This is a genomic window from Massilia sp. IC2-477, from assembly GCF_020707265.1.
Taxonomy (GTDB): Bacteria; Pseudomonadota; Gammaproteobacteria; order Burkholderiales; family Burkholderiaceae_D; genus Telluria.
The window spans coordinates 127,955-145,213 of sequence record NZ_JAJFEQ010000009.1; the positions used below are offsets into that span (position 1 = coordinate 127,955).

Below are 17,259 nucleotides of genomic sequence, written 5' to 3' on the forward strand. Positions count from 1 at the left end.
ACAGACCAGTTTATGATGTGGTCATATCAATTCTTGCAATGCTTTACTGAAAGAGTAGGAGTTGAAGGGAGGGCCGGGAAGAGTGGCCTGACCAAATAGTAGTGTGGTCATATCAATTCTTACAAAAATATTAAGGAGACAGAATGAACCCGTACTTTGTTCAAACCCCACGCCGCGCCACCATCGCCAGTGCGGTCAGCCTGGCGCTGTTCCAGCTGGCGGCCCAGGCCCAGGCACAGACCTCGGATGCACCGCAAGCGACCGCCGCTCCCCAGGCGGTGGTGGTGACCGGCTCGCTGATCCGCCGTGTCGCCGACGAGGGCACTACCCCCGTCACCACGGTCAAGGCGGCAGAGCTGGAAGCGCGCGGCCACACCGAACTGAAAGACTTCGTGCTCGAGCAGCCGCAGTCGCTGTCGTTGGGCACCAACACCGGCGCCGCCGGTCCGGTGACCAACCTGCGCGGCCTCGGCCCGATGCGCACGCTGTCGCTGCTCAACGGCCGCCGCCTCGCCAACGAGCCGCTGCAGGACCAGTACATCTCGGTCAACGTGATCCCGCGCATGGCCCTCGACCGCGTCGAGACCCTGAACGGCGGCGGCGCCTCGATCTACGGCGCCGACGCTATCGGCGGCGTGCAGAACTACTGGACCAAGCGCGGCTACAAGGGCGCCTCGATCAAGGCCGAATACGCGCGCCCGGAAATGAGCGGCGGCGGCACCACCAAGAGCATCGGCGCGATCGCCGGCTTCGGCGACCTGGGTCAGGATGGCTGGAACGCCTACATCGCGGTCGACCACCAGAAGAAGGATGCGCTGTTCCAGGGCGACCGTCCGGAACAGCATGACCCGGCCGTGCTGCGCAGCCTGGGCCTGGGCATCACGCCGGACGCGCGCAACCCGAACCCGCTGGCCAACTTCGGCTTCGCCCGCAACGCCAACTCGAACTACAACCCGAACTTCGCCACCGGCTGCGCCTCGCCGTACTCGCTGCCGACCCTCGGCAACAACAGCCTGGCCAACCCGCCGGTCTACGCGCCGGGCTGCATCCGCAATCCGCTGTTCTGGACCGCCGTGACCGACGGCAGCGAGATCACCACCGTCAGCGGCCGCGCCAGCTGGAACATCGCCGGCGGCCACAAGATCGACCTCGACGTGCTGCACTCGGAATTCACCGTGCAGAAGTTCCGCGGCATGCAGGTGCCGGGCGCGAGCCAGCCCTTCACCACTTATTCGCTGGCATCGACCAGCAAGTTCTACCCGGGCAAGGGCATCACGCCGGTGCCGAAGGTCGTCGGCAGCAACACCGGCGCCAACACGCCGACGATGTACATCGACCCGACCAAGACCCCGGGCGCAGTCAGCGACCTGAACCTGAACAACCGCACCATCTACTTCCAGTGGGGCCCGGGCGAACTCGGACCGGCCTACCGCAACGACGAACAGAGCAACGACCGCATCGTGCTGTCGGCCGAGGGCGAAGTGGCGGGCTGGGACTACCGCGCCGGCTTGAACTACGGCGAATCGAAGCGCGACACCCGCGCCGGCGAAGGCTACATCCTGTACTCGAAGGCCCAGGAAGGCTTCGACAAGGGCATCCTGAACCCGTTCGGCCCGCAGGACGCGGCAGGCATCGAATACCTGCGCAGCATCCAGGCCGAGGACTACACCTATCGCCTGAACAAGGCCTTCAACAAGAGCGTCGACCTGACCATCACCCGTCCGGTGTGGGACCTGGGCGGCGGCGAGCTGGTGCTCGCGATCTCGGGCGAACTGCGCGAAGACTCGGCCCGTACCTTCAACGCGCCGCTCGACTACGTGCTCAAGAAGGCCGACGGCAGCTATAACATCGACGCTTCCGGCAACGTGGTGCAGACCGACCTGGTGGGCGAAGTGCCGCAGGGCGTGGCCAAGAAGCTCAAGCGCCAGATTTCCTCGCTGGTGCTGGAAGCCGACGCGCCGCTCACCAAGACCTTCACCGTCAACGGCTCGGTGCGCGCCGACCATTACGACGACCTGAAGCAGACCACGGTGAACCCGGCGCTGGCGACCCGCTGGACCCCGAACGACATGCTGCTGCTGCGCGCCTCGGTCTCGAGCGGCTTCCGCGCGCCGTCGATCATGGACATCCAGAACCCGACGCCGGAAGTGCGCACCCAGGTGATGGACGATCCGCAGCTGTGCCGCAGCTCGCAGCCGCTGGTGGCCGGCACCGGCACGCCTTCGAACGGCTTCACCGCCGACCAGGTCTGCAACGTGCTGACTTCGTACTGGACCAAGTCGCCGAACAACACCTTCCTGAAACCGGAACGTTCGCGCGGCTTCAACTTCGGCGTGGGCTTCGAGCCGGTCAAGAACCTGTCGCTGACCGTCGACTACTGGGGCCTGAAGCTGAAGGACGTGCTGGGCGCGGTCTCGATCGCCGAGATCCAGCAGAACCCGGAGAAGTACAACGACTTCATCCTGCGTCGTGCGGACGGCACCATCGACCACATCGTGGCGAGCCAGGCCAACCGTGGCCAGACCCGTATCCGCGGCGCCGACTTCTCGGCCAGCTACCGCTTCCCGAAGACCAGCATCGGCACCTTCGACGCGAAACTGGATGCGACCTGGTACCACAAGTACGAGTTCCAGAGCGAGCGTAACGGCCCGTGGATGAGCAACGTCGGCATCATCACCAACGACGGGCGCTTCGGCCAGACCGGTCCGAACTCGGGCCTGGCGGGTGCGCCGCAGGTCAACCCGCGCTGGAAGTACACGGCGCAGGTGAGCTACAGCACCGGCGACTGGAGGGCGACCCTGTCGCAGCGCTTCAACACCGCGCTGACCGACCTGACGCCGCGCGCCGGCTCGACCCTGACCAAGGTGGAGGAGTACAGCCAGTTCAACCTGAACGTCCGCTACACCGGGATCAAGAACACCACGATCTCGCTGGGCGTGAACAACATCACGGAAGAATGGCCGCCGCTCACCGCCAACTCCACCTACGGCGGCGGTTACCTGACCAGCCTCGCCGACATGATGGGCCGGGTGTACCGCGCATCGGTCGAGTACAAGTTCTAAACATACTCGCCATGTGAACGCAGGCGGAAGCCACGCTCCGCCTGCCGTTTTTCACCTGCATGGAAAACGTATGAAGAATCCGCAGTCCTTCAGCGCGCGACGCCGCGCGCTGATGCAGCACATGGCGGCCGCCGGCACCCTGGCGGCCACCAATCTCCCCGGCCTGTCGTTCGCCGCCTCTTCCCCCGATCCCTGGCGCCATGCCCGCCGCATCGACGAGCAGCTGTCGCGTCCGATGCGCTTCCCCGAGCGCGATTTCCCCATCACCGGATTCGGCGCCAGGCCCTGCGCGCTGGTGCAGGTCGAGGGTTGGGTCGAGATCACGGTCAGGGGCAAGCTGCCGACCCCGGCGCCCGATTCTCCCGACAGCTATCCCGCAATCGGCGCGGCGATTGCCGCCGCCCATGCGGCAGGAGGAGGGCGGGTGCTAATCCCGGCCGGGAACTGGTATTGCAAAGGCCCGATCGTGCTGCGCTCGAACGTGCACGTGCACCTGGCCTCAAACGCCCATGTCTTTTTCAGTGCCGATCCGCGCGACTTCGCGCGCGACGGGGACTTCGACTGCGGCGCGAACGGCAAGCTGGTGCTGTCGCGCTGGCAGGGCAACGACTGCCTGAATTTCTCGCCGATGGTGTACGCGCGCGGCCAGAAGAACATCGCGCTCACCGGCGCCGACTGGACCAGCATCCTCAACGGCCAGGCCGGCGTGCCCTTCGAGGACGGCAGCGGCAGGACCTGGTGGGGCATGAACCGCAAGGGTGCGCGGCCGGGCGAGCTGCACCAGGACCTGCCGAATCCGGCCAACGCGCCGCTGGAAACGGTCGCGCCGGAGTTGGACGCGGCAAGCCGCGCGCGCATCCAGGGCGAGGGCGACAAATGGCGCAGCGATGCGCGCTACCTGCCGGCCCTGTCCGAGGCGGGCGTGCCGCCTGAGCGCCGGGTGTTCGGCCTGGGCCACTTCCTGCGTCCGTCGATGATCGAGTTCGTCGACTGCAGCGACGTGCTGATGCAGGGCTACCAGGTGACGCACACGCCGTTCTGGATCCATCACCCGGTCAATTCGCGCAACATCAGGTTCTCGAAGGTGCGCATGGACAGCATGGGGCCGAACTCCGACGGCTTCGACCCCGAGTCCTGCGACACGATCCTGGTCGACGGCTGCCTGTTCAATACCGGCGACGACTGCATCGCCATCAAGTCAGGCAAGAACCGCGACAGCCAGTACGGCCCGACCAGGAATGTCGTGATCCGCGACTGCATCATGAATTCGGGCCACGGCGGCATCACCCTCGGCAGCGAGATGTCGGGTGGGATCGAGCACGTCTACGCGGAACGTATCGAATTCCGCAATGCCTTCTGGGCCACGAATCCGCTCGGCACCGCGATCCGCATGAAGACCAACATGAACCGCGGCGGCTTCCTGCGCCACTTCTACGTGCGCGACGTGCAGCTGCCGAACGGCGTCAAGACCCAGCTCGGACGCTACAAGCCGATGCCGGGCACCGGCATGGAAGGGAAGGTCGCATCGACCAACGGCGGCGCGATCGTCACCATCGACTGCGACTACGCCCCCTCCGACGACAGCGTGCGTTCGCGCCCGCCCGTGGTCGAACACGTGCACATCTCGAACCTGCGCGCCGCCAACGTGAAGACGGCGGATGGCGAGTTCTCCTGCTACCAGGCGGTCGTCGTGCTGGGGCCGGTGGCGGGCAGCTTCAACGGCGCGCCCGGCACGCCGATCCCGCCGCTGTCGAACATCACGATCAGCGATTCCGACTTCGGCCGTCCGCGCGCCGCGGACGGGCCCTGGTTCGCCCACCATGTGCGCGGACTGAAGCTGAGCAATGTGCGCGTCGCGGGCAAGCTGGTCACGACCAGCATCGACGCCTAGCGGGAAAGGCGACCCATGCGACACTTCGTACTTTCCTGTGGCGCCCTATGGCTCGCGCTGCCCGCCATCAGCCTGGCCGCGGTCCTGGGCAGCATGACCCCGGCCCAGCCTGTGAGCGAGGCCCGGATTGCGGCGCTGCCCCTTGAACAGCGCGCCCCGTGGCTGGCCTACCTGGCGCGCTCGCGCGCGCTGATGGAGGCCGACAAGGGCGCCCTGGCGGCGGAGCAGCTTGACCCCGCCGCCGCGGCAGGGCGGCCGCATGTCAGCGGAGACGGCGGCATGCCGCTGCGCAAAGCGGCGGCCTGGTACGGCACGCCCGAGGCGCTGAGGGTCGCGGACACGATCCTCAGCTTCCAGACGCCGGCCGGCGGCTGGGGCAAGAATGCCGACCGCAGCGGTCCGCCGCGCCGGTCGGGCGAGTCCTGGTCGCCCCCGGACGGCCCGCAGCGGAAAAGCGCCTGGAGCTACGTCGGCACCATCGACAACGGCGCCACCACCTCCGAGATGCGCTTCCTGGCGCTGGCAGCAGCGCAGCTGGGAGAGCGGGGCGAAGTGTATCGCGCCGCCTTCCTCAAGGGCCTGCGCTATCTCCTGAATGCGCAATATCCGAACGGTGGCTTCCCCCAGATCTATCCGCTGCAGGGCGGCTACCACGATGCCGTGACCCTGAATGACGACGCGATGGTGAAGGTCCTCGACCTCCTGCTGGACGTCGGGCAGGGGCGCACCGGCTATGGCTTCGTGCCGCCCGCAGAGAAACAGGAAGCGCTGGCCGCCGTGCGGCGCGCCACCGCAATGCTGGTAGCGACACAGCAGAAGAGCGGCGGCAGGCGCACCGGATGGGGCCAGCAGTACGACGCCCTGAGCCTGGAGCTCGCCGGGGCGCGCAACTTCGAGCCGGCCGCCCTGGCAAGTAGCGAGAGCGCGGGCGTGCTGCTGTTCCTGATGCGCCTGCCCGATCCTTCACCGGAAGTCAGGGAGGCGGTGCATGCGGGCGTGGCATGGCTGCGTGCGACGGCGCTGCGCGATGTCGCCTGGGCCGGCGATGGGCCCGAGGGCAGGCGCCTGCAGCCGGCGCCCGGCGCGCCTGCGCTCTGGTCGCGCTACTACGATGCGCGCACCGGCAAGCCGGTGTTCGGCGATCGCGATCGCAGCATTCATGACGACGTCAAGGAGATCGACCCGGAGCGCCGCAACGGCTACGCGTGGTACGGCGCCGTTCCGGCGCGAGCGATCGCACGTTACGAGGCCTGGTCGCAGCCGGTCAAACCAGCGCGCGTGATCCTCGTCGGCGACTCGACCATGGCGCCGAACGGCGGCTACGGCGACGCCCTGTGCCGGCGCCTGGCGCCGCGTGTCGCCTGCGTCAACAAGGGGCGCGCCGGCCGCAGCACCAGCAGCTACCGCGCGGACGGGTATTGGGAAGAAGTCCGCAGCCTGCTGGACGACAAGCGCGATTTCAGCCAGACCTATGTGCTGATCGGGTTCGGCCACAACGACCAGCCGGGCAAACCGGGGCGCTCGACCGACCTGAAGACCGAGTTCCCCGCGAATATGGGACGCTACGCCATCGAGGCCGCTGCCGCGGGCGCAGTGCCGGTCCTGGTCACGCCGCTGGCGCGTCGCACTTTCGAGAACGGCAAGCCCGCCGATACGCTGGCGCCCTGGGCCGCCGCCACCCGCGCGCTCGCGCGCGAGCGCCAGCTGCCGCTGGTCGACCTGCACCCCGCGAGCATGGCGGCCTTCGCCGCGCTGGGCGAGGCCGAGTCCCGTACCCTCGGCCCCGTACCGAAGCCGGACGCCAAGGGCCCGGACCTGACCCACCTGAACGACAAGGGCGCGGAGATCGTCGCGCCGATCGCGCTGAAGGAACTCGCCAGCGCAATTCCATCGCTGACCTCACCATGAAGAACATCGCCATGAAGCGACGCCGCCTGCTTGCCCTGCTCGCCATCTCCCTGCCGCTGTCCGCCGCCGCGTTCGCGCCGCCGGCCGCGGGATCCAAGCCCCGTGTCATCGTCTCCACTGACATCGGCGGCACCGACTACGACGACTTCCAGTCGCTGGTGCACCTGCTGCTGTATGCGGACATGATCGAGCTGGAAGGCATGATCGCCTCGCCCTGGGGCGAGGGACGCGACCGCAAGCGCCATCTGCTGAGCATCATCGATGCCTACGAAAAGGACTATCCGAACCTGAAGACCTGGTCGAAGGACTACCCGACCCCGGCCCGCCTGCGCAGCATCTCGAAGCAGGGCGGCCTGGACCTGGCCGTGCCGCCGGGCTGGGGCCGGCCGACCGAGGGCTCGAACTGGATCGTCGAGCGCGCCCGCCAGCCGGACGCGCGTCCGCTCTGGGTCCTGCTGTGGGGCGGTTTCGAGGACCTGGCCCAGGCCCTGCACGACGCGCCTGACATCAAGCCGAAGCTGCGCGTGTACATGATCGGCGGTCCCAATAAGAAGTGGTCGAACGCCGCCTACGATTACCTGGCGCGCGAACATGCGGACCTCTGGATGATCGAGAACAATTCGACCTACCGCGGCTGGTTCAGCGGCGGCGACCAGGCGGGCGACCTGGGCAACGCCGCCTTCGTGGAGCGCCACATCAAGGGTGCCGGCGCACTGGGAGCCTACTTTGCCGGCATTGCGCCCAAGATCAAGATGGGCGACACGCCTTCGCTCACCTATGTGCTGGGCGCGAACCCCGAGAACCCCGCCGCCGGCGGCTGGGGCGGGCGCTTCGTGCGGGCCTGGGAGCGGCCGCGACACGTGTTCGACGCGCCGCCGCCGCCCGACACCGTGGTCGAGGCCTTCGCCATCATGGAACTGGTCTACCGTCCTGCCGGCACGGCGCCGGCCAGCCCGCGCGCCAGCCTGGTGGTCGACAAACAGGAATTCCCGGGCGATCCGCAGCCCGACGGTTCGTGGCGCTTCCGCTTCTCGCCGAAGGAAGCCAAGGCCTGGAGCTACCGCATTGCCAGCAACCATCCGGGACTGGACGGGCAGCAGGGGAGCTTCAGCTCGCGCAATCCGGCGCCGGAACGCGCGCGCCAGCCGTCGAGCCGCTATCCGAACTGGTGGACCGACGACCCCGATCCGGCCCTGAGCGAGGGCCCGGACCAGGGCGCCAGGACGGTAAGCCGCTGGCGCGAAGCCTTCCTGCGCGACTTTGCCGCCCGCCTGCGCAGGACCCAGCCGCGATGAGGACGCGCGGCGTGAAACTGGCAAAAGGGGCCATCCGCGTCCTCGCCCTGAGCCTGGCCTGCATGGGCTTGGCCCAGGCTGCGGACAAGCCGCGTGTGATGGTCCTGACCGACATCGAGAACGAGCCGGACGATGCGATGTCGCTGGTGCGCTTCCTCACCTATGCCAACCAGTTCGAGATCGAAGGCCTGGCCGCCACCACCTCGACCCACCAGAAGGCGCGCGTCGCGCCCGAGCGCATCCGCAGGATCGTGGGCGCCTACGCCAGGGTGCGCAACAAACTGGAATTGCACGAGCCGGGCTTCCCGGCGGGCGATACGCTGCTGGCGCGCGTCACCGAAGGCCTGCCCGTGTACGGCATGCAGGGTGTCGGCGCCGGCAAGGATTCGCCCGCCTCCGAGCAGCTGATCCGCGCGGTCGACCGCGACGACCCGCGTCCCCTGTGGGTGCCGGTCTGGGGCGGCTCCAACGTGCTGGCCCAGGCCCTGTGGAAGGTGAAGGCGACACGCTCGGCAAAAGAGCTGGAGCGCTTCGTGGCCCGCCTGCGCGTACATGCGATCTCGGACCAGGACGACAGCGGACCCTGGATCCGCCAGAACTTCCCGAACCTGTTCTACATCGTCAGCCCCGGCATCAATGCCAGCGGCGGCTACCACCACGCGACCTGGGCCGGCATCGCGGGCGACAACTTCCATGGCCGCTTCGCCGGCGCCGACAGCACGCTGGTGTCGAACGAATGGCTGGAGCAGAACGTACGCAAGAAGGGGCCGCTGGGCCTTGAATACCCGCACTGGGAATTCATGATGGAAGGCGACACGCCATCCTTCCTGAACCTGGTGAATAACGGCCTGGGCGAGCCGGAACGTCCGGACTGGGGCGGCTGGGGCGGGCGCTACGAGCTGTACACGCCGCGCAAGGAGCGCTGGTTCGTGCAGGAAGAGACGCGGCCGATCTGGACCAATGCCCAGGATGAGGTGCCGGGCGTCGACGGCAAGTGGCACACCAGCAACCACGCGACGATCTGGCGCTGGCGTAGCGCCATGCAGAACGACTTCGCGGCGCGCATGGACTGGACCGTCAAGCCCTACGCGCAAGCCAACCACCCGCCGGTGCCACGGGTCGCGCAGGCGAGCATCACGGCGCGGCCCGGCCAGCGTGTCGACCTGAATGCGGAGGGCAGCCTCGATCCCGACGGCGACGCGCTGAGCTACCAGTGGTTCTGCTACTGCGAGGCCGGCACGCTGGTGGCATCGAGCGGCAAGTCGGGCCAGCCGCTGGACATCACGGGCGCCGACCAGAAGCAGGCCTGGTTCACCGTACCGACCACGCGCGTGCTGCCGCCAGGTCTCGGCACCATGCACATCATTCTGGCCGTGACCGACCACGGCACGCCGCGCCTGACCCGCTACAAGCGGGTGATCGTGGACGTCGTCCGCTGAAGAGCGTGACCCGGAGCTGACCCGCGTTGCGGCGAGCTGCGCCACCGTGGGATGGGTCTATACTGGCGACACCGGGCGCTGCCGTGTTCGATGCTGCGCCGGCTCCTGCCAGGAATACGCATGCGCATTCGGCTCATCCTCGGGACCTCGATCCTCGTCGCGCTGGCAGCGGCCATGCTGCTGCCCTGGCTCGCCTGGCGCGAAGCGCAGCGCCAGGCCTTCGAGGCGGCGGCCGACATGACCCGGTCCTATGCGCGCGCCGTCCTGCATCGGGCCGACAAGACGAGCATGCAGGGCGCGGTCGCGATCCGTGAACTGGTCCGCCAGCCGCATGCGCCATGTTCGCCCGACTCGCTGGCGCTGATGCGGCGGCTCGACCTGAGTTCCACTTATATCCAGGCTGTTGGCTTCGTCCGTGGCGGGGTGGTGGTGTGCTCGTCGATGGGGACGGATCCGCTCCCCCTCGGCAGGCCTTCGCTGCGTACCTCGACAGGCTATGCCATCTATCCCCGTGTCCCGATCGCAGTGCTGGGCCCCTCGCCCTTGATGGCGCTGGAGCGCGCCGGCTTCGTCGTGCTGGTGCACCGCGACCTGCCGCTCGACATCTCCACCGCGATTCCGGGTGCCGCGCTGGCGGTGCTGCACCTGGAGGCGGCTCCCGGCAGCGCTCCCGAACTGGCCAGGGGCCTTGTCGAGCGCGGCTGGCTGGCGAGACTGGGGGCGCAGCGCGAAACCAGTTTCAGCGACGGGAAGCGCCTGATCGTCCTGAGCCGCTCGCGCCAGTTCCTCACGGTCGCGGTCGCGGCGGTGCCGATCGCCTATGTGCAGGAGCGCGCCGCCGCCATCGCCTGGCGGCTGGTGCCGGCGGCCGCCGTGGCCGGGCTGCTGGTGGCGGCCGCCGTGCTGACGCTCGCACGGCAGCAGCGCTCGATCCCGGCCGCGCTGCGCCACGCCTTGCGCCACAACGAGTTCTACCTGCACTACCAGCCCATCGTCGAGCTGGCGAGCGGGCGCTGCGTCGGCGTTGAGGCGCTGCTGCGCTGGAAGCGCGCCACGGGCGAACAGATCGGCCCCGACCTGTTCATCCAGGTGGCAGAGCAATCGGGCATCATCACCCGGCTGACCGAACGGGTGTTCGCGCTGGTCGAGGCCGATGCGGGCGCCTACCTCGGAGCGCACTCGGATTTTCACGTGGCCATCAACCTGTCGGCCGCCGACCTGCAATCGTCCGCCATCGTCGACCTGGTCGACCGTTTCCTGCACAAGAGCGGCGCGCGGCCTTCCAACCTGATCCTCGAGATCACGGAACGCGGCTTCCTCGACATGGACAACGCGCTGCGCATCCTGGCGGCGCTGCGCGCGCGCGGCATCGAGGTGGCGATCGACGATTTCGGCACCGGCTATTCGAGCCTGTCCTACCTGGAAGCGCTCGAGCTGGACTTCCTGAAGATCGACCGTTCCTTCATCGAGGCGATCGGCACGAAAGCGCCGACCAGCCAGGTGGTCGGGCATATCATCGCCATGGCGCGCACCATGGGACTGCGCATGATCGCCGAGGGTGTCGAGAGCCAGGTCCAGGCCGACTTCCTGAAGGGGCAGGCGGTCCAGTATGCGCAGGGCTGGCTGTTCGGCCGGCCGATGTCGTTCGCGGAGGCGGTCCGGCTGGCGGCGGCGCACCAGGAGCGTGCGGCCGGCGTCCATGCCTAGAGCGGCAGCGCGGTCTCGTACTTCACTTCGCGCAGCGCCACGCTGGTGTTCAGCTGCGAGACGCCGGGCAGCTTGAGCAGCACGTTGTGCAGCAGGTCGTGGTAGGCGTCCATGTTGGCGACCATTACCTTGACGATGTAGTCCGAGGTGCCGGTCACCTCATAGCATTCCATCACTTCGGAGCAGGCCTTCATCTGGGCCTCGAAGGTCTCCACCACGCCCGCTTCGTGGCGGGTGAGGGAGACGTGCAGCACGCACACCAGGCCGAGGTCGAGCTTGCGCCGTTCGAGGATGGCGGCGTAGCGGCGGATGTAGCCGTTCTCCTCCAGCTCCTTCTGGCGCCGCCAGCAGGGCGAGGCCGACATGCCGACCCGCTCGGCCAGCTCGTTGACCGACAGCCGGGCGTCCTGCTGCAGTTCGCGCAGGATGCGCATTGACGCAGCGTCAAGGTTAAATTTTTCCATCCAAGTATCAAAAGAGAAATAATTTACCTATTCTGCCTCAAGCCTCGGCAAGTTAGGCAAGTTATTTCTTGAGCCGAGACCTATCATTTCGCTATTAACAAGCCCTGCAGGGCTGGCATAGCGGAGACAGCAGATGGGAACGATGCACGAGAAGGTGGGAACGGCGCTGGTCGATCCCGCCTATCGCCTGGACGACAACCTGACGCGGCAGCAGGGCCGGGTATTCCTGACCGGGACCCAGGCCCTGATCCGCCTCACCGTGATGCAAAAAGCGCTCGACGAGCGCGCCGGCCTGAACACGGCCGGCTTCATCTCGGGCTACCGCGGCTCGCCGCTGGGCGCGGTCGACCAGGAAGTCTGGCGCGCATCGACCATCCTGAAGCAGAACGCGATCGAATTCCTCCCCGCGATCAACGAGGAACTGGGCGCCACCGCCGTCCTCGGCACCCAGCAGGTCGGGGGCGATCCGAACCGCCTGGTGGATGGCGTATTCGCCATGTGGTACGGCAAGGGCCCGGGCGTGGACCGCGCCGGCGACGCCCTCAAGCACGGCAACGCCTATGGCTCCTCGCCCCTGGGCGGGGTGCTGGTGATTGCGGGCGACGACCATGGCTGCGTGTCCTCCTCGATGCCGCACCAGAGCGACCACGCCTTCATGGCCTGGGGCATGCCGGTGCTGAACCCGGCCAACATCGAGGAATACCTGGAATTCGGCCTGTATGGCTGGGCCCTGTCGCGCTTCTCGGGCGCCTGGGTCGGCTTCAAGGCGATCTCGGAAACCGTGGAAGGCGGCGCCGTGGTGGAGCTGCCGGAGCCGCCCGTGTTCCAGGCGCCGCAAGGCTATGTTCCACCCGCCGACGGCCTGCATTACCGTTGGCCCGACCTGCCCAGCCTGGCGATCGAGCAGCGCGTCGCCGACAAGCTGCAGGCCGTGCACGCCTTCGCCGGCGTGAATTCGATCGACCGCCTGGTGGTTGCGGCGCCGGGCGCAAAGCTGGGCATCATCGCCGCCGGCAAGGCCTACCTCGACCTGCTGGAGGCGCTCGAACGGCTCGGCATCGGCGTGGACAAACTGGAGCAACTCGGCGTGCGCCTGTACAAGCCGGGTTTGACTTACCCACTGGAGCGCACCCGCCTGCAGGCCTTTGCCGCGGGCCTGGCGCAAGTGCTGGTGGTGGAAGAGAAGGGCGACGTGATGGAAGGGCAGCTGAAAAGCCTGCTCTACAACCTGGCGCCGCAGCAGCGTCCACAGGTACTCGGCAAGACTGACCTGGAAGGCAATCCGCTGCTGTCGCAGCTGGGCGAACTGCGTCCCTCGCGCATTGCGCCAGTGCTGGTGCGCTGGCTGGCGCCCGCCTTCCCACAGTTGCGCCTCGAAGAATTCCTGCCGCAATTCTGCCGCGCCGACGCCCTGTCCAACGGCGCCGATGCCATCAAGCGCACGCCGTACTTCTGTTCCGGCTGCCCGCACAATACCTCGACCCGGGTGCCGGAAGGCAGCCGCGCGCTGGCCGGCATCGGTTGCCACTTCATGGCCAGCTGGATGAAGCGCGATACCGTCACGCTCACGCAAATGGGCGGCGAGGGCGTGCCCTGGGTCGCGGCCTCGCGCTTCACGCGCGAAAAGCACGTGTTCCAGAACCTGGGCGACGGCACCTATTACCACTCGGGCTACCTGGCGATCCGCCAGGCGATCGCGGCGCGCACCAACATCACCTACAAGATCCTGTACAACGATGCGGTAGCCATGACCGGCGGCCAGCCGGTGGACGGCACGCTTACCGTGCCGCAGATCCTGCAACAGGTGCTGAGCGAAGGCGCGGCGCTGGCGGTGGTCGTCACCGACCAGCCGGAGAATTATCAGGGCATCACCCTGCCGGCGGGCGTCACGGTGCACCACCGCAGCGAGCTCGATGCGGTGCAGCGCCGCCTGCGCGACATCCCGGGCGTGACGGTGCTGGTGTACGACCAGACCTGCGCCGCCGAGAAGCGCCGCCGCCGCAAGAAGAACAAGCCGGACAACATCGTCTTCCCCGACCCGCCGCGCCGCATGGTGATCAATCCGGCCGTGTGCGAGGGTTGCGGCGATTGCGGCGTGCAGTCGAACTGCCTGTCGATCCTGCCGCTGGAAACCCCGCTGGGCCGCAAGCGGCAGATCGACCAGGCTTCCTGCAACAAGGATTACTCCTGCGCTGAAGGCTTTTGCCCGAGCTTCGTGTCGGTCATCGGCGGGCGCCTCAAGAAGCCGGCCGCCGCCACCCTCGAGCTGCGCCAGCTGGAAGAGATGCTGGCGGCCTACCCGCTGCCGCCCGAATACGGTTTCGCCAAGCCCTTCGAGATGCTGGTGGCGGGCGTGGGCGGCACCGGCGTGGTGACGGTCGGCGCCCTGATCACGATGGCCGCCCACCTGGAGGGCAAGGGCGCTTCGACCCTGGACTTCATGGGCTTTGCCCAGAAGGGCGGGGCGGTGATGTCGCACGTGCGGGTGGCGCCGTCGCCGAAGGATTTGCACCAGGTGCGCATCGACCTGCAGCAGGCCGACGCCCTGCTGGCCTGCGACCTGGTGGTGGCCGCCATGCCGGACGCGCTGGCGGTGATGCGCCGCGGCCATACCCAGGTGGTCGCCAACGAGAACGACACTCCGACGGCCGAGTTCACGCGCGATCCGGACGCCGACATCCGCAAGGACGACTTGCTGGCCAAGATCACGGACGCCGGCGGCCCGGCCCTGCGCCTGAACGCCCAGGGCGTGGCGAGCAGCGTGCTGGGCGACCCGATCGGCGCCAACATCCTGATGATGGGCGCTGCCTGGCAGCTGGGACTGGTGCCGGTGAGCCTGGAAGCGATCATGCGCGCGATCGAACTGAACAACGTGGCGGTCGAGATGAACAAGAAGGCCTTCATGCTCGGGCGCCTGGTCGCGGCCGACGAGGCGGCGGTGAAGCGCCTGGGCGCAGTCGGCTCACAATCGGCCCGGGTGGTGCAGTTCACCCCGCCGGTCTCGCTCGAGGAGCTGGTCGCCTTCCGCGTCGACTGGCTCACGCAGTACCAGGATGCCGCCTACGCCGAACGCTATCGCGCCGCGGTGGCGCGGGTGGAGGCGCGCGAAGTCGCTATCGAAGGGCCGGCTTCGAAGCGCGCAGTGGCCAAGGCGGTGGCGCGCTCGCTGTTCAAGGTCATGGCCTACAAGGACGAATACGAGGTGGCGCGCCTGCATACCCAGACCGGTTTCCTCGACGGCCTGCAGGGCCAGTTCGAAGGCGAGTTCCGGGTCGAATACCATCTGGCGCCGCCGCTGCTGGCGAAGAAGAAGCCAGGTACCGACGTGCCGGCCAAGATGCGCTTCGGTCCCTGGATGCGCACGGCTTTCCGTGGGCTTGCACCGCTGAAGGTCCTGCGCGGGACCGCATTCGACCCCTTCGGCTACACCCACGAACGCCGCGCCGAGCGTCAGCTGCGCGAGGATACCTTCGCCCTGGCCGATATGCTGGCGACCGAGCTGAAGCCGGAGAACCGTGCGGCGGCCCTGAAGCTGGCCCAGGTGCCGGAAACCATCCGCGGCTTCGGCCACGTGAAGGCGGCCAACATGGAGCGCGCCAAGGGGGAAACGGCGCGCCTGCTGCAGGAGTTCAGGCAGCCAGTGAAGGAAGTTGCGCTGGTGCGGATGTAAGCTTGAAACCGCGCAAATATGTTGTGGCGCATGCACGCGAAGATGGCGTGGTGATGCCGCTAAGCAATTCCGGGTTATAATGCACTGCAACATAACCTGACCAATCGCCGGCCTTTGCCGGCGATTGTCATTTCTGGCATCCGACTTTCAATTCCATCATTGCCAACTTGAGAATACCATCATGGGCCACGACATCAAGACCATCAAGGAAGCCCTCGCGCTGCTGCACAGCGTGTGGGGCGAAGCATCCGGATTTTTCCTGAGCATCGAGCTTTGGCTGATGGTGCTGGTAGCTGCCAGCACCGTCGCCGGCACCTGGCTGGCGGTCATGGGCGACGGCTGGAGCCTGGTCGCCTTCACCTTTGCCTTCGGCTACGTGGCGGCGCGCACCGTCCTGCACCTCAAGCGCATCCTGGCCTGGCCCTTCATCTGATCCTCTCCTTGTGCTGACCCGGCAATTGGGCGAGCCGGGCGGCGCGGATTCGCTATGCTGTGCTCCAGCATGGACGATGGGGAGGCAGCGTGTTCGAACAGGTCGAAGAGCAGGTCCGCGCGAGCGTCGAGTGGCTGCGCCTGATGGTCGAGGCGCTGGGCGCGCTGGTGATCGCGGCCGGGCTGGTGGTGGTCGTGCTGGCGCTGGGGCGCCACCTCCTGACGGCGCGCGGCGGCAGCTTCACCCCGATCCGGCTGGCCTTCGCCCGCTACCTGACCCTGGCGCTGGAACTGCAGCTGGCCGCCGACATCCTGTCCACCGCCGTCGCCCCGACCTGGGACCGGATCGGCAAGCTGGCGGCTATCGCCGTCATCCGCACCACGCTCAACTACTTCCTCAGCAAGGAGATCAAGGAAGAGAGCGCGGGCGAACAGGGCGCGCCGGCGGGCCGCTGAAGGCTGCTCAGGGCGCGCCCAGGAAGGCCTTCACTTCGTTCTGGAAGCGCTGCGGCTGGTCCCACATGATGAAGTGGGCGCTGTCCGGGATGCGTTTCAGGGTCAGCGACTTCACCGGCGCATACGCGCTCTTGTAGACGTAGTCGAACTGCTCGGCCGGGATCGGCACGCTCTTCGGCTGCACATACAGCACGGTTACCGGCTTGGTGATCTTCGGCAGTTCCGGGATCAGGTTGGTGACGATCAGCTCGCGGTAGGCGCGGCTGCTCACGTCCGGGTCGCTGGCGGCGGAGTCCGCAATCGCCCCGGCGCGCATCGATTCGGTGTTGACCATGCCGGCGATGGTGGCATTGGTATTGGCTGCGCGCTCTTCGGGAGTGAAGCTGCGGATGCCTGCCATGGTGGCGTCGGCGACCGCGGCGACCCTTTCGGGTGGCGCATTCGGGCCAGCGAAGAAGGTGCCGAGGTAGGGATACATGTCGACCACCATCAGCTTCGACAGCGCATCCGGATGGCGCGCCGCCAGCATCATGCCCATGGTGCCGCCCATCGAGTGGCCGATCACGGCCGGCTGCTTCAGGCCCGCCTCCTTGATGTAGCGCGCGATCTCGTCGGCCACCGGGGCCGCCACATTGCCTTCCCGGTTGCCGCCCGCGGGCTGGCCGGCGAAGCCCGACACCTGCACCAGGTGGTAGCGGTAGCCCGGCAGCGCGGCCACGGTCGAGGCCCAGGCGCGCGGCGAGGAATTCAGGCCGGGGATCAAGACCACATCGGGGCCGGAACCCTCGGTGCGCACGCTGATGCGGCTGGATTCGAAAGGCGCCGCCAACGCATCGGACAGCGGCAGGATGGCGGCGCAGGCCGCCGCGGCGAGCAGGCTGCGGCGGGAAAGCAGTGTATGACGCATTCGGATCCCCTGGTTGTTGGTGGGAATC

General features: G+C 67.6%; 11 protein-coding genes. 9 read left to right on the forward strand and 2 right to left on the reverse strand.

The annotated features are described in order from the left end of the window. Positions 1–143: 143 nt before the first annotated feature. The 6 genes from LK542_RS18490 to LK542_RS18515 all read left to right on the forward strand — a co-directional run bounded on the left by LK542_RS18490 (position 144) and on the right by LK542_RS18515 (position 11,302). Positions 144–3,062: a TonB-dependent receptor domain-containing protein gene (locus tag LK542_RS18490; protein ID WP_227813063.1), complete on the forward strand. Its 2,919-nt coding sequence runs from the start codon at positions 144–146 to the stop codon at positions 3,060–3,062. Between the two features lie 70 nt (positions 3,063–3,132). After that, the gene (locus LK542_RS18495; RefSeq protein WP_227813064.1) at positions 3,133–4,953 is read left to right on the forward strand and encodes a glycoside hydrolase family 28 protein; all 1,821 of its coding nucleotides are present in this window, start codon (positions 3,133–3,135) and stop codon (positions 4,951–4,953) included. Between the two features lie 15 nt (positions 4,954–4,968). Continuing rightward, positions 4,969–6,861 (forward strand): pectate lyase, encoded by a 1,893-nt coding sequence (gene pelA / locus LK542_RS18500; protein ID WP_227813065.1) that lies wholly within the window; start codon positions 4,969–4,971, stop codon positions 6,859–6,861. 11 nt (positions 6,862–6,872) lie between these two features. Beyond that, a complete protein-coding gene (locus tag LK542_RS18505; protein ID WP_227813066.1) occupies positions 6,873–8,156 on the forward strand; it encodes a DUF1593 domain-containing protein in 1,284 nt (427 codons plus the stop codon). Positions 8,157–8,167: 11 nt separating this feature from the next. Further along, positions 8,168–9,595, forward strand: coding sequence for a nucleoside hydrolase-like domain-containing protein (locus LK542_RS18510; RefSeq protein ID WP_227813067.1), 1,428 nt, complete (start codon positions 8,168–8,170; stop codon positions 9,593–9,595). Positions 9,596–9,715: 120 nt separating this feature from the next. Continuing rightward, a complete protein-coding gene (locus tag LK542_RS18515) occupies positions 9,716–11,302 on the forward strand; it encodes an EAL domain-containing protein (RefSeq protein ID WP_227813068.1) in 1,587 nt (528 codons plus the stop codon). Here the strand turns inward: LK542_RS18515 and LK542_RS18520 are convergent. Then, positions 11,299–11,766 carry an Lrp/AsnC family transcriptional regulator gene (locus LK542_RS18520; protein ID WP_227802252.1) on the reverse strand — a complete coding sequence of 156 codons (468 nt, stop codon included), beginning with the start codon at positions 11,764–11,766 and terminating at the stop codon, positions 11,299–11,301. The two genes, LK542_RS18515 and LK542_RS18520, sit on opposite strands and share 4 nt — an antisense overlap. A gap of 142 nt (positions 11,767–11,908) precedes the next feature. On the opposite strand from LK542_RS18520, the gene LK542_RS18525 reads away from it, so the two are divergent. The 3 genes from LK542_RS18525 to LK542_RS18535 all read left to right on the forward strand — a co-directional run bounded on the left by LK542_RS18525 (position 11,909) and on the right by LK542_RS18535 (position 16,324). Beyond that, positions 11,909–15,436 (forward strand): indolepyruvate ferredoxin oxidoreductase family protein, encoded by a 3,528-nt coding sequence (locus LK542_RS18525; RefSeq protein ID WP_374040175.1) that lies wholly within the window; start codon positions 11,909–11,911, stop codon positions 15,434–15,436. 181 nt (positions 15,437–15,617) lie between these two features. Next, positions 15,618–15,869 (forward strand): hypothetical protein, encoded by a 252-nt coding sequence (locus LK542_RS18530; RefSeq protein ID WP_227813070.1) that lies wholly within the window; start codon positions 15,618–15,620, stop codon positions 15,867–15,869. Positions 15,870–15,958: 89 nt separating this feature from the next. After that, complete coding sequence (locus tag LK542_RS18535) at positions 15,959–16,324, forward strand: DUF1622 domain-containing protein (RefSeq protein ID WP_227802255.1); 366 nt, start codon at positions 15,959–15,961, stop codon at positions 16,322–16,324. A 7-nt stretch (positions 16,325–16,331) separates the two neighbouring features. Here LK542_RS18535 and LK542_RS18540 read toward each other — a convergent pair whose 3' ends face one another. Next, a complete protein-coding gene (locus tag LK542_RS18540; protein ID WP_227813071.1) occupies positions 16,332–17,231 on the reverse strand; it encodes an alpha/beta fold hydrolase in 900 nt (299 codons plus the stop codon). Positions 17,232–17,259 lie beyond the last annotated feature (28 nt).

Excerpts from the sequence above, each read along its gene's own strand:
- LK542_RS18495 (WP_227813064.1), top strand. The coding sequence starts at position 3,133 with ATGAAGAATCCGCAGTCCTTCAGCGCGCGACGCCGCGCGCTGATGCAG.
- LK542_RS18505 (WP_227813066.1), top strand. The coding sequence starts at position 6,873 with ATGAAGCGACGCCGCCTGCTTGCCCTGCTCGCCATCTCCCTGCCGCTG.
- LK542_RS18525 (WP_374040175.1), top strand. The coding sequence starts at position 11,909 with ATGCACGAGAAGGTGGGAACGGCGCTGGTCGATCCCGCCTATCGCCTG.
- LK542_RS18530 (WP_227813070.1), top strand. The coding sequence starts at position 15,618 with ATGGGCCACGACATCAAGACCATCAAGGAAGCCCTCGCGCTGCTGCAC.
- LK542_RS18520 (WP_227802252.1), bottom strand. The coding sequence starts at position 11,766 with ATGGAAAAATTTAACCTTGACGCTGCGTCAATGCGCATCCTGCGCGAA.
- pelA (WP_227813065.1), top strand. The coding sequence starts at position 4,969 with ATGCGACACTTCGTACTTTCCTGTGGCGCCCTATGGCTCGCGCTGCCC.
- LK542_RS18515 (WP_227813068.1), top strand. The coding sequence starts at position 9,716 with ATGCGCATTCGGCTCATCCTCGGGACCTCGATCCTCGTCGCGCTGGCA.
- LK542_RS18490 (WP_227813063.1), top strand. The coding sequence starts at position 144 with ATGAACCCGTACTTTGTTCAAACCCCACGCCGCGCCACCATCGCCAGT.
- LK542_RS18540 (WP_227813071.1), bottom strand. The coding sequence starts at position 17,231 with ATGCGTCATACACTGCTTTCCCGCCGCAGCCTGCTCGCCGCGGCGGCC.